The following is a 12,255-nucleotide window of genomic DNA, read 5'->3' on the forward strand; positions in this document are numbered from 1 at the left end:
AAGACCTGTCCGCCATTTATTTTTCCGGGAGCCCCTCCAGTGCCAAAGATTGTGGACCACGATCAACGACGCCTCGAGCTGGTGGACGCAACCTGGCGGATCATCGCGAAGCTTGGCATGGAGGGCGCCACCATGCGGGAAATTGCCGAGGAAGCCGGCTTCGCCAACGGCGCCCTCAAGCCCTACTTCCCCACCAAAGACCTCCTGCTGACCTCCGCGTTCGGGCACGTCTTCAACCGCACCAACCAGCGCATCGCCACCATGACCGAGGGACTATCAGGCGTCGCGGCCCTCCGCGCGTTCTGCGCCGAAGTCCTGCCGCTGGATGAGGAACGCGTCAACGAAGCGCGGATCGTGATCCCGTTCTGGCAAAAGGCGCTCAACGACGCCCATATGGCCGCACTTCACAGCAAGTCCATGCGGCAGTGGCACTCCACCCTTGCGGCGCATTGCGCAGCAGCCCGCACGGCAGGCGAGATCAAAGCCCCCATCGGGGACGCCGCCGTCGCCGATCACCTGCTGAACATGATGCTCGGCGCGCAGATAGTTGTGGCACTGTCCCCCGCCGAGCATTTCTCGCAGGACCTTGCGGGGCAGCTGGATAACTACCTCGCGCTGCTGGCCGGCTAACTAGCTCGTGGCGCCCGAGGCCACCACGCCCACGCCTCCCGGGCCGATGGCCACCGCACTTCCAGTAGGCTCTTGACCCAGGGCTGATTACATATTCATAGCGATACCGATATGATTATGAAATGGCATTGAGTATCCCCGAGCTGGCGAAGCGCCTCAACGTCAACGAGAGCCGAGCGCGGCAGCTCGTCCAATCCGGACGTATACGCGGCCAACGAGTCGGTGGACGCTGGATCGTTGAGGAAGCCAACGCCGTCCAGTACCGGCCTGGAAAGCCAGCCGGCCGGCCGTTGTCCGAACGAAGCGCCTGGCAACTCATGTCCTGCTTCTGGGAAAACAGCCCGCAGCACTCCCTCCTTGAGTACCTGGAACCCTCCCCAGTCGAGAAACATCGCCTGAAAGAGCGCATCAGCCGGCTGCAGGGCTCCCCCGACCCACTCAACCTTCTCGCGGCATGGCTGGCCAATCGCGCAGAAAGATTCGAGTTCTCTTCCAGCCAGGACGACATCGCCGAGCTTCGGGAGGACAAACGAATCCACCTCTCCGGAGTCTCTCACCCGCGCTCTGGGCTGCTTGCCAACTCAGAGGTTGAAGCCTACGTGCGACGCAGCGACCTCAAGGACATCGTCAAGGACTGGTTCCTGGTTGAGCCATCCCCCGGCAAAAGAGCGAATGTGATCCTCCGCGCCGCCGAGCAAGTCCCCGACGAACTTCCCCCACTAGTGGTGGCGGCAGACTTGGCCGAACGGCCCGGCGTCCGTGAACAACAAGCCGCGCGTGAAATCCTCAGGAGCATCCACGCCCATTGAACTTCCCGCAATGCTCGCCGAACAGCAGGAAGCGTGGCAGGCTGTCTTCGAAATCCATAGTGTGATGCCGCAAGGTTGGGTCTTGGTCGGCGGCCAAGCGGTTTTCCTGCACGCTGTCGAACGAGGTGCCCCGTACGCGCGTCCCACCAAGGACGCCGATATGGCGTTGGACATCCGGGCATACCCCACGATGCTCCACGATTTCACTGAGCTCCTCGTGCGGCGCCGCTTCAAGTCCGCTGGAGAATCCCCGGAGGGCTACCAGCATCGATGGGAGCGCGGCCAAGCTTTAGTGGACGTCCTCATTCCCCGACATCTGGGGAACGCGCCGAGAAGCGACGCGGGTTTACCGGCGGGACCACGATTGCTGCACCAGCCAGCCAGCAAGCGCTCGATCGCTCCGAAACCGTCGAAGTTCAAGCCGGAACAGCGTCCGGCAGTGTCAACCGGCCCACGATCCTCGGCAGCCTCATCGGCAAAGCGGGAGCGCTTACCATCATCAACGACCCCCTGCGGCAGCGACACATCGATGACTTCCTTACTTTGGCCTCTGTTGTGCGAGCCTCTGACCTTCGTGGCGTCACCTACAAGCCCGCCGAACGGGACCATCTGGCAAACATGCTTGGTCGCCTTGCCAATGAACCGGAGCTCATGGAACAAGTGCCGGAAGGGGCCGAGGGCGTGGAACGTCTGCGAATTTCGCTGAACTAGCGGCCTAGCTCGTGGCGCCCGACGCCACCACGCCCACGCCCAACCCGGCGATCACACCGCTGCTGACACGCTCGACGGCGGTGCTCACCTTGGGGCGCTTAAGCCACCGCATCGCTTTGAACGCGACGACCGCGATCATCGAAAGATACGCAAAGGCAATGACAGCCACGACCACGCCCAGAATCAAGGACGTGCCCATGGTGTCCCCACCGTGCGGGATGAACTGCGGAACCACGGCCAGGTAAAAGAGTCCCACCTTAGGGTTGAGCAGCGTTGACAGCGCACCCGCACCCAAAGCAGACAGCCGGCTGTACGGGAGGGGCGCTTCCGCGGCGGAACCGTCCGCGCCTGCTTTGGCCGCCTTCCGGGACTTGATGAACGAGGAAACTCCCAAGTACAGCAGGTACAGGCCTCCGGCGATCTTGACCCATCGGAACAGCTCCGCGGACTGCTCCAGGATCGCGGCCAAACCAACTCCCACCAGCGCCGCCCACATAATCGCGCCCGCCGCGGAACCTGCCGCGGCAGCGATTCCGGCGCTCGGCCGATTAAGGGCGATGCGCAAAACGAGGAAGGTGTCCGGGCCGGGCGTAACGGACAGGACCAAGCAGAGGCCGGCAAAGGCAGCGAGGGAAGCAAGAGTCACAAGGTCGATTATCAGGCAGGACACCCGGAACGGAAAGCGTTCGCTTCCCGTCAAGGGCTGTTCGTGCAATGACAAGGCCGTCAGGGGTGACGCCGACCACACTGGAAACATCGCCGCGTGCCTCACTGGCCGCCAAGAATTTACTACCCGAGCGGAGTACCAATGGAGACTTACGACGCCCTGCTGGCCTCGATCACCCCAGCCGACGGCCAGAACAGCCGCACCATCCTCGACCCCGCCACCGGCGAGGCCGTCGGTCAAGCCCCTGTTCACACCGTCGAAGACCTCGAATCCGCCATCGCAGCCGCCACTGCCGCCCAAGTTGCGTGGGCTGCCTTGGGTCACGACGCCCGGTCAGCCGCACTCATGAAGGCCGCCGACGCCGTCGAACGTTCCGCCGAGGAACTGGCCCATCTGCTCTCCCGCGAGCAAGGCAAACCGCTGAACGGTCCCAATGCCCGCTTCGAAGTAGGCGCCTGCGCCGCCTGGCTCCGCGCCACGGCCGCAACGCCGCTTGATCCGGAAACCGTGGTGGACGACGGCGAAACCCGCGCCGAACTGCACTACCGGCCCATCGGTGTGGTGGGCGCTATTGGTCCGTGGAACTGGCCCATGATGATCACCGTCTGGCAGATCGCCCCGGCACTGCGCATGGGCAACGCCGTGGTGGTCAAGCCCTCCGAATACACCCCCCTGTCTGCGCTGGCACTGGCATCGATCATCAACCAGGAACTGCCTGAAGGCCTGTTGTCCGTCGTTTCCGGCGGGCGCGACGTCGGCGAAGCGCTGGCCTCACACGACGCCATTGGCAAGGTCATGTTCACCGGCTCCACCGCCACGGGCAAGGCGATCATTCGCTCCTCGGCCGACACCGTCAAGCGGCTCACCCTTGAACTCGGTGGCAACGACGCCGGCATCGTCCTGCCCGATTCCGACCCCAAGGCCATTGCCGAGGGCTTGTTCTGGGGCGCATTCATCAACACCGGCCAGACCTGCGCCGCCCTCAAGCGCCTGTACGTGCACGAGTCCCAGTACGAGGCCGTTTGTTCCGAGCTCGCCGCGGTGGCCGCTGCCATGCCCATGGGCAACGGGCTGGACGAGAACAACGTGCTTGGCCCGCTGCAGAACCGCCAGCAGTACGACATCGTGGCCCGGCTGGTTGAAGCCGCCCGCGACTCCGGCGCACGCATCCTGATCGGCGGCGATCCCGACGCCGAGCAGCCCGGCAACTTCTACCCCACCACCCTGGTGGCCGACATCGACAACGACAACCCGTTGGTCGCCGAGGAACAGTTCGGACCCGCCCTGCCGATCATTAAATACAGCACCGTTGACGAGGCAGTGGCCAAGGCAAACGCGCTCGACGTCGGACTGGGCGCCTCAGTCTGGTCCTCCGACCTAGGTGCCGCGCGCGAGGTCGCCTCCCGCATCCAGGCCGGAACAGTGTGGATCAACAAGCACGGAGCAGTGGACCCACGCATCCCGTTCGGCGGCGCCAAACAGTCCGGCTACGGCCTCGAGTTCGGCGCCGAAGGCCTCAAAGCCTTGGGTGTCCCGCAGATTATCAACGGCTAACACTTACTCCCCCTCCCGCTCCTCCCGCTTCTCCCAACTGAGTCGCAGTTCAGGTCGTTTTGAGCTCTCATAACGACCTGAACTGCGACCTACTTGGGCTTGCGGGTGTCTCGGGGACGTATGGCGAGGGTGCCTGCTTGTCCAGTCAAAGGATGGACGCGGTTGGGTTGCCGGGGGCTTCGCGTGTAAGCATGAGCAGCATGTCCCAGAAGATTGCGTACCAAGGTGAGCCGGGAGCTAATTCGGATCTCGCGTGTAAGGAAATGTTCCCCGAGCTCGAAAGCGTTCCGTGCGCGAGCTTTGAGGACGCGTTTGAGCTGGTATCAACCGGCGAAGTGGATCTGGCCATGATCCCGATCGAGAACTCCATCGCCGGACGCGTCGCCGACATCCACGTCCTGCTTCCCCAGTCGAAGCTGCAGATCGTGGGCGAGTACTTCCTGCCTATCCGCTTTGACCTGCTTGGCATTCCGGGAAGCACCATTGAGGGTGCCACCGAGGTCCACAGCCACATCCATGCGCTGGGGCAATGCCGCCGGATCATCCGCGAAGCCGGCCTTAAGCCCGTTATCGCTGGCGACACCGCCGGATCAGCCCGCGAAGTCCGGGATTGGAACGACCCCCGCAAGCTATCACTCGCTCCGCCGCTTGCCGCCCAACTGTACGGATTGGATGTCCTGGCTTCCGGCGTCGAAGATGACCCCACCAACACCACGCGCTTTGTTGTCCTGGCCCGTGAACGTGAGCTTCCCACGAAGGAAGAACTTCCGGGGCCGGCGATCACCAGCTTCGTCTTCCGCGTCCGCAACGTCCCGTCCGCCCTCTACAAGGCCCTCGGGGGTTTTGCGACCAACGGACTCAACATGACCAGGTTGGAGAGCTACATGGTGGGCGACGAGTTTGCCGCCACGATGTTCCTCTCTGACGTCGAAGGCCACCCTGAGGACGCACGTCTCCGCCGGGCACTGGAGGAACTCGAGTTCTTCACCACCGAAGTACGGGTCCTCGGTGTTTACGCCGCAGATGGGTATCGCGAGCGGAACACCGTCAGCGCCTGACGCTTCGGTGTCCCGCCACCTTGTGGCGCGCCCCTGAGTACAGAATTGCGTGAATACATCCAAATCTGTACTTTGGGCCTATGGAGACACTCACGCACGCGCCAGTGCTGGCCCGCTTTGGCTACGCCGTCTCAGACCCCACCCGGGCCCAAGTGCTGCTTGCCCTCGCGGAGTCGCCGTCGTATCCGTCCGACCTGGCGGACTCGGTGGGCGTATCCCGCCAAAGCATGTCCAATCATCTGACCTGCCTGCGAGGCTGTGGTCTGGTGGTTGCCGTACCTGACGGTCGGCGGACGCGCTACGAATTGGCTGACGCCCGTTTGGGGCACGCGATCAAAGACTTGCTGGGCGTGGTGTTGGCGGTGGATCCTGCCTGCTGCGCGCCGGACGGGACCTGTCTGGCATGAGCGCCCCTTTGCTCCTCCTCACAGCGGATCGCCGTGTTGTCCTCATGCGCCGAATCCGGTTATTTGCCGCCGCGACCATTACTTACAACGTCCTGGAAGCCGTCGCAGCACTCTGGGCTGGTGGCATTGCCGATTCTTCTGCCCTGATTGGTTTTGGGCTGGACTCCGTTGTGGAGGTAGCGTCAGCTGCTGCCCTGTCCTGGCAGTTCTCCGCCAAGGATCCCGAACAACGTGAACACCTGACGCTGCGCATCATCGCCTTCTCGTTCTTCGCTCTTGCGGCGTTTGTTGCTGTGGACGCCATCCGGTCCCTCACAGGCGGGGGCGAGGCCCAGCATTCCACTCCAGGTATTGTGATCGCGGCCTTGAGCCTTGCGATCATGCCGGCCCTTTCCTACTACCAGCGCCGGGCCGGGCGGGAACTAGGCTCCAGAACCGCAGTGGCGGATTCCAAGCAGACGTTGCTCTGCACGTACCTCTCCGGCGTGTTGCTGATCGGCCTGGTGCTGAACAGCACCCTGGGTTGGTGGTGGGCAGACGCCGGCGCAGCCCTGGTGATAGCAGCCATCGCCGTCCGTGAAGGCGTGAACGCCTGGCGCGGCGACGTTTGCTGCAACGTGCCCGGTGCGGACACGACATCCCATGACTCAGAGGCCGACGACTGCTGCCAGTCGATTGATCCCCCAGCCCGTCATTTCACAGCAGCCGCCCACAGCGACGAGGAAAGTAACCAGCCCTGATGACACAAGCACCACCAAAACCCCAGCCCGTGGACACCGCCAAGAAGGTACGCACCATCCTGTGGATCCTGATCGCGGCTGTTGTTGCAACGGGGGTCATCTGGTTCGCCATTTTCATGGCCACTAAGCCAGCCCCCGCTGTGCCGACGGGCGGGGCACAGCTGGTCCGAGAAGACAGCCACAGGATCACCAAGCCTGCCACTGAGAAGGCGCAACTGGTGGAGTTCCTGGACTTCGAATGCGAGTCCTGCCGCGCCGCCTACCCGTTGGTCGAGGAACTAAAAAAGGAATACGGCGACCGGATCACGTTCGTCCAGCGCTATTTCCCCCTCCCCGGACACCGAAACTCCGGAACTGCTGCATTGGCTGTTGAAGCGGCGGCACAGCAAGGCAAATACGAGGTGATGGTGGCCAAGTTGTTCGAAACCCAGCCGCAGTGGGGCGAAAAGTCGGACTCTCAGGCCGCTACGTTCCGCAGCTATGCACAGGACCTCGGCCTCGACATGGCGAAATACGACGCAAGCATCCTGGACGAAAAGACCCTAGCGCGGATCCGGAAAGATGCCAGTGACGGCAACGCCCTGGGCGTCACGGGCACCCCCACGTTTTTCCTCGACGGCCAAAAACTCACCCTGGACACAGAAGAACAGTTCCGCCAACTGCTGGACGAAGCCGCCAAATAGAAGCTCCCGCGACAGGTTTCGAGTGTTGGGCTATCTTTCGCCGGAACGGCCATGTGCCAATCCCGTGGGAATACCGATCAGCACCGGTTCTGGAGTTGAGCAGCACCCGTCCGCTGCCTCCGGTGTCGGCGGGACCAATGCCGGTACGTCACAGCTGGTGCCGGCGTCGGATGAGCACACACCGGTTTCCGGAAGCTCCAAATGAACAATGTCCGCGGCCGCATGGTCCCCTGCGAGCGCCGCAGCCACGGACCGGACCTGCTCGTACCCCGTTGCCAGCAAGAAGGTGGGCGCACGGCCGTAGGACTTCATGCCCACAATGTAGAAATCCTTCTCCGGATGGGCCAGGACCTTGGCCCCATGGGGCGGGACAGTTCCGCAGGAGTGGAACTCCGGATCAATGAGCGGCGCCAGCTCCGCAGGGGCTTCGACGGCGGAGTCAAGATTAAGCCGGAGCTCCCTGAGCATGGTGAGATCAGGACGGAAGCCCGTACAAGGCACGACGACGTCCGTCACCACTGTGCGGGCGTCGCCTGAGGTTACGGTGAGGCCTGGTTCGGAGTCTGTCAGCTTGCTGATACCGAAACCTGTGTGCAGCTCGATCCGGCCCGCGTCCACCAGCCGACGAAGCCTGGATCCGAGCTGTCCGCGTGCAGGCAGACCATCTGCATCTCCGCCGCCGTAGACCTTGTCCGGAGAAGCTCCCCGCACAGCCCACAGGATGCGCGTATCCGGCTCCTGTTTCGCCAGCTCCGAAAGACTGATCAATGTGTTGGCCGCAGAGTGCCCCGCTCCGACCACTAAGACGCGCCGCCCAGCGAAGGTAGCGCGGTCACGCCCGGCAACGTCCGGCAAGGGTGAGGAGATCCTGCGCGCTGCCTGTTCCTCTCCAATTGCCGGCAGACCGGACGTTCCCAGGGGATTTCGGGTGGACCACGTGCCGGAGGCGTCGATGACTGCTGACACCGTGTAATCGCGTACTTCCCCGATGGATTGCTCAACGCGAACAGTAAAGGGAGTTGTATCCCTGTGGCGCACATGGGTCTTGTCCATGCCCTGACGGGTGACGGCCAGGACCCGGGCGTTCGTGTGGAGCCGGGAAGCCAGCTCCGATGTTGCTGCCAAGGGAGCCAGATAGTGATCGATGATTTCCCCGCCGTAAGGCAAAGCCGTCAGCCGAGGCGACTCCCAGCCTGTCGGCGTGAGCAATCGGACTGCTGCGGCGTCGAGGTTGAAGCGCCACGGAGAGAACAACCGGATGTGGCGCCACTGCTCCATGGCGGCACCTGCGGTGGGGCCGGCTTCGAAAATCACCGGCTCCAGTCCGCGTTCGAGCAGGTGGGCTGCTGCGGCTAATCCGATAGGGCCCGCGCCGATGATGGCCACGGGAAGGTTGTCATTCATGGTTTCTCGTTCCTCCGCTGGGAAAATTCCTGGAAGTCGGCGCGCTTAGCTCAGAAGTGTGTGGGCTCTTCGACCAATGCGGTTGCAATGCTGTCTGCATCATCCAAGGCAGCCAGATACCGCTCGGCGTCCAGGGCAGCCGAGCATCCTGTGCCGGCCGCTGTAATGGCCTGGCGGTAGCGGTGATCCACGGCGTCGCCGCACGCGAAGACACCGGAGAGGTTGGTCATAGTGGTTGGCGAGGCCACCTTGATATAGCCCTCGGCGTCGAGGTCCACTTGTCCTTCCACCAGTTCTGTCCGCGGCAGATGACCGATGGCTACGAAGATTCCTGTGGCAGCCTGCTCTCGGGTTTCACCGGTACGTGTGTCCTTGAGTGTCACGCCAGTGACCTTCGTATCCCCATGAATGGCCGTAATAGCCGAGTTCCAGGCAAAGGTTATCTTGGGATTGTCCTTTGCACGCTGCGCCATGATGCGTGAAGCACGGAGCTCGCCTTTACGCACCACCACGGTGACGGACTTCCCGAAGCGTGTCAGGAACGTGGCTTCTTCCATGGCGGAGTCGCCGCCGCCCACCACAATGATGTCCTGCTCGCGGAAGAAGAAGCCGTCACAGGTGGCACACCACGACACCCCGTGCCCGCTCAGTTTCTTCTCTTCCGGCAGCCCGAGTTCCTTGTACGCAGAGCCCGTGGCGAGGATGACTGCAGGCGCCTCGTGGCTCTCCCCCGCTCCGGTGACCACCCGCTTGAGGTGCCCTTTGAGGTCAACCTCAGTGACGTCGTCGAACACTATCCGCGCGCCGAACTTCTCAGCCTGTTCCTGGAGCCCGTCCATCAACTCAGGGCCTTGTATCCCGCCAGGGAACCCGGGAAAGTTCTCCACTTCCGTGGTGTTCATGAGGGCCCCGCCGGCAGTAACAGAACCGGCCAGTACCAACGGATTCAGCCCGGCACGGGCGGCATAGATGGCCGCGGTGTAGCCGGCAGGGCCGGACCCGATGATGATCAGTTGTTCGTTGCTCATGGGACTCGCTCCTGGTGGTTGGATTATTTTGCCGCTGGGGTCAACGAGGTGATCAGCTTCTCTATGCGGGTCTTGATGTCGTCGCGAATGGGCCTGACAGCGTCCACTCCCTGTCCGGCGGGATCTTCAAGGACCCAGTCCTCGTAGCGCTTGCCGGGGAAGTAGGGGCATTCGTCGCCGCAGCCCATGGTGATGACAACGTCCGACTCCTTGACGGCCTCAGTAGTGAGGACTTTGGGGATCTCGGCAGACATATCGATACCCAGTTCAGCCATGGCTTCAACGGCAGCGGGATTGACCTTGTCCGCGGGCTGGGAGCCAGCAGACCGAACCTCGATGGCGCCCTGGGAGAGAGTGGTAAGGAACGCAGCGGCCATTTGCGAGCGCCCTGCGTTGTGGACACAGACGAAAAGGACGGAAGGCTTCTTTACGGAATCGGTGGTCATGAATTTCCTCGAGGGTCAGGCAGCTATATGGGTGGGGGTGAAATAGCGCTTGCGTGCCCACAGGGCTACATACACAAGTGCAACAAGGACGGGTACTTCAATCAAGGGTCCAACAACACCGGCCAGGGCCTGACCTGAAGTGACGCCGAAGGTTCCGATGGCTACAGCGATGGCAAGCTCGAAGTTGTTGCCCGCAGCGGTAAACGCCAGAGTCGTGGTCTTGGCGTACCCCAGATTCAGCAAGCGGCCAATCACCATTCCGGCGCTGAAGACCACAACGAAGTACACCAATAACGGCAAAGCGATGCGAAGGACGTCCATCGGCTTGGACATGATGGTCCCACCTTGAAGCGCAAACAGGAGCGTGATGGTGAAAAGGAGTCCGTAGAGCGCCCAAGGACCAATCCTTGGCAGGAAGTTCTTCTCGTACCAGAGGCGACCTTTGACTTTCTCACCGATGACGCGGGTGAGCAGGCCAGCGAGCAGCGGAATGCCCAGGAAGATCAGCACCGAGAGCGTTATGGCCCAGAAGGAGAAGTCGGCGGCCGTGGTGGGAAGTCCCAGGAGGGATGGGAGCCACTGGAGGTAGAACCAGCCCAAGGCCCCGAACGCGATCACTTGGAAGACGGAATTAATGAACACCAGAACGGCGGCGGATTCACGGTCCCCACAGGCGAGATCGTTCCAAATCATGACCATGGCTATGCAGCGGGCCAAACCGACAATGATCAACCCGGTCCGGTACTCCGGCAGGTCCGGGATGAACACCCAGGCAAGGGCGAACATGAAAGCTGGAGCCAGGACCCAGTTGATCACCAAGGACGTGACCAGCAGCTTTCGATCGGCCAGCACACGGTGAGCTTGGTCGTAGCGCACCTTGGCAAGGACCGGGTACATCATCACCAAGAGGCCTATGGCGATAGGCAAGGAGACCTCACCGATCTTCACGGCTTCCAGGGCGGTATTCAGGCTTGGGATCAGGCTGCCCAGCAGGAGGCCCAGCACCATGGCCGCGACGATCCATACCGGCAGGAACCGGTCCATGGCCGAGAGTTTCCCCGCGGCGTCAGGGCCGGCGGCACTCTGCCGGGCCGGGGTTTGCGTTGGGGTGCTCACTGAACTCCAGAGGTGTTGTGGTGTCATGGAAGACCGTAGATTGATGAACTTCGATATGAGTATGTCCACCTATATCGATGATTGTCAATGTATGTGCATAATGGATGAATGAACTCCGGGGAAACTCTTGAGCTGACACCAGTGGATGCAGAAGCGTGCTGCGAGCCGTCAGGGCAACCATCCATGGACGACTACGAGGCACAGCTGAGGGCATCCGTGTTCAAAGCCCTCGCAGATCCCAACAGGCTGCGCCTCTTATCAATCGTCAGGAGTTCAGAGGGCGGCGAGGCCTGCGTCTGCGATCTCACCGAGCCCCTGAACCTGGGGCAGCCCACAGTGTCCCACCACCTGAAGATCCTGGTGGATGCCGGCCTCCTCCACCGCGAGAAGCGTGGGACGTGGGCGTACTACTCCATGGTCCCCGGGGCCATTGAGCGGACCACCGGTTTGCTGGAGAGCCTGTGACCAGTCAAGCGACCACCGGCCCACGCCCCCAAGACACCATCCGGCCCATGACAGCGGCGGACTGGCCAAGCGTCCGGGAGATCTTCACCGCAGGTATCGAGTCCGGGCACGCCACTTTTGAAGCCGTCGCCCCGGAGTGGGAGCAATTCGATGCAACCCGGCTCAAGGAACACCGCCTCGTCGCCGAGAAGGAGGGCCAGGTTCTGGGCTGGGCCGCCGTTTCCCCAGTGTCCTCCCGGGCCGCCTACTCGGGCGTCGTGGAGCATTCCATCTACGTCGCCGGGGAAGCCCGCGGTCTTGGCGTGGGGAGGCGCCTCCTCCGGGCACTCATCACGTCCACCGAGGACGGCGGTATTTGGACGATCCAAGCCAGTGTTTTCCCCGAGAATGCAGCCAGCCTCAGGCTCCACGAAAACCAAGGATTCAGCGTTGTGGGCCGGCGGCATCGAATCGCTCGCATGCCGCACGGACCCCTCGCCGGGCAGTGGCGGGACACCGTCCTGATTGAGCGCAGATCCTCCGTGCTGTAATCCTCAT

Annotated in this window: 15 protein-coding genes; 10 read left to right on the forward strand and 5 right to left on the reverse strand. The window is 62.5% G+C overall.

From position 1 onward, the window contains the following. The first annotated feature begins 39 nt into the window (after positions 1-39). The 3 genes from AR689_RS06750 (at position 40) to AR689_RS06765 (ending at position 2,150) form a co-directional block, all read left to right on the forward strand. Positions 40-630, forward strand: a complete 591-nt coding sequence (locus tag AR689_RS06750; RefSeq protein WP_062068314.1) for a TetR/AcrR family transcriptional regulator — start codon at positions 40-42, stop codon at positions 628-630. Positions 631-752: 122 nt separating this feature from the next. Further along, positions 753-1,439, forward strand: coding sequence for a helix-turn-helix domain-containing protein (locus tag AR689_RS06755; RefSeq protein ID WP_062068315.1), 687 nt, complete (start codon positions 753-755; stop codon positions 1,437-1,439). A gap of 270 nt (positions 1,440-1,709) precedes the next feature. Then, positions 1,710-2,150 carry a hypothetical protein gene (locus AR689_RS06765; protein WP_062068319.1) on the forward strand — a complete coding sequence of 147 codons (441 nt, stop codon included), beginning with the start codon at positions 1,710-1,712 and terminating at the stop codon, positions 2,148-2,150. A gap of 4 nt (positions 2,151-2,154) precedes the next feature. Here AR689_RS06765 and AR689_RS06770 read toward each other — a convergent pair whose 3' ends face one another. Next, positions 2,155-2,796: a LysE family translocator gene (locus AR689_RS06770; protein WP_062068663.1), complete on the reverse strand. Its 642-nt coding sequence runs from the start codon at positions 2,794-2,796 to the stop codon at positions 2,155-2,157. Positions 2,797-2,958: 162 nt separating this feature from the next. Here AR689_RS06770 and AR689_RS06775 point away from each other — a divergent pair, with 162 nt between their 5' ends. The 5 genes from AR689_RS06775 (at position 2,959) to AR689_RS06795 (ending at position 7,259) form a co-directional block, all read left to right on the forward strand. After that, a complete protein-coding gene (locus tag AR689_RS06775; RefSeq protein WP_062068321.1) occupies positions 2,959-4,371 on the forward strand; it encodes an aldehyde dehydrogenase family protein in 1,413 nt (470 codons plus the stop codon). A gap of 200 nt (positions 4,372-4,571) precedes the next feature. Then, complete coding sequence (locus tag AR689_RS06780; protein ID WP_062068323.1) at positions 4,572-5,429, forward strand: prephenate dehydratase; 858 nt, start codon at positions 4,572-4,574, stop codon at positions 5,427-5,429. An 80-nt stretch (positions 5,430-5,509) separates the two neighbouring features. Continuing rightward, entirely contained in the window at positions 5,510-5,836 is a 327-nt protein-coding gene (locus tag AR689_RS06785; RefSeq protein WP_062068324.1) for an ArsR/SmtB family transcription factor, read from the forward strand. After that, positions 5,833-6,576, forward strand: a complete 744-nt coding sequence (locus tag AR689_RS06790; protein ID WP_082697823.1) for a cation efflux transmembrane domain-containing protein — start codon at positions 5,833-5,835, stop codon at positions 6,574-6,576. Before AR689_RS06785 ends, AR689_RS06790 begins: the two co-directional genes overlap by 4 nt. Next, positions 6,576-7,259, forward strand: a complete 684-nt coding sequence (locus AR689_RS06795) for a DsbA family protein (RefSeq protein WP_062068325.1) — start codon at positions 6,576-6,578, stop codon at positions 7,257-7,259. The genes AR689_RS06790 and AR689_RS06795 overlap by 1 nt, the downstream gene beginning before the upstream one ends. 30 nt (positions 7,260-7,289) lie before the next feature. Here AR689_RS06795 and AR689_RS06800 read toward each other — a convergent pair whose 3' ends face one another. The 4 genes from AR689_RS06800 to arsB are packed head-to-tail and all read right to left on the reverse strand — an operon-like array spanning position 7,290 to position 11,253. Beyond that, positions 7,290-8,663, reverse strand: a complete 1,374-nt coding sequence (locus AR689_RS06800; RefSeq protein ID WP_062068326.1) for an FAD-dependent oxidoreductase — start codon at positions 8,661-8,663, stop codon at positions 7,290-7,292. 50 nt (positions 8,664-8,713) lie between these two features. Then, positions 8,714-9,691: a thioredoxin-disulfide reductase gene (gene trxB / locus AR689_RS06805; protein WP_062068327.1), complete on the reverse strand. Its 978-nt coding sequence runs from the start codon at positions 9,689-9,691 to the stop codon at positions 8,714-8,716. Positions 9,692-9,714: 23 nt separating this feature from the next. Continuing rightward, positions 9,715-10,137 (reverse strand): arsenate reductase ArsC, encoded by a 423-nt coding sequence (locus tag AR689_RS06810; protein ID WP_062068328.1) that lies wholly within the window; start codon positions 10,135-10,137, stop codon positions 9,715-9,717. Positions 10,138-10,152: 15 nt separating this feature from the next. After that, entirely contained in the window at positions 10,153-11,253 is a 1,101-nt protein-coding gene (gene arsB, locus AR689_RS06815) for an ACR3 family arsenite efflux transporter (protein WP_062068329.1), read from the reverse strand. Positions 11,254-11,361: 108 nt separating this feature from the next. Here arsB and AR689_RS06820 point away from each other — a divergent pair, with 108 nt between their 5' ends. Both AR689_RS06820 and AR689_RS06825 read left to right on the forward strand, forming a co-directional pair. Then, the gene (locus AR689_RS06820; RefSeq protein ID WP_062068330.1) at positions 11,362-11,718 is read left to right on the forward strand and encodes an ArsR/SmtB family transcription factor; all 357 of its coding nucleotides are present in this window, start codon (positions 11,362-11,364) and stop codon (positions 11,716-11,718) included. A gap of 47 nt (positions 11,719-11,765) precedes the next feature. Beyond that, positions 11,766-12,248 carry a GNAT family N-acetyltransferase gene (locus AR689_RS06825; RefSeq protein WP_062068664.1) on the forward strand — a complete coding sequence of 161 codons (483 nt, stop codon included), beginning with the start codon at positions 11,766-11,768 and terminating at the stop codon, positions 12,246-12,248. The last annotated feature ends 7 nt before the right edge of the window (positions 12,249-12,255 follow it).

The organism is Arthrobacter sp. EpRS71, assembly GCF_001512285.1.
Taxonomy (GTDB): Bacteria; Actinomycetota; Actinomycetes; order Actinomycetales; family Micrococcaceae; genus Arthrobacter.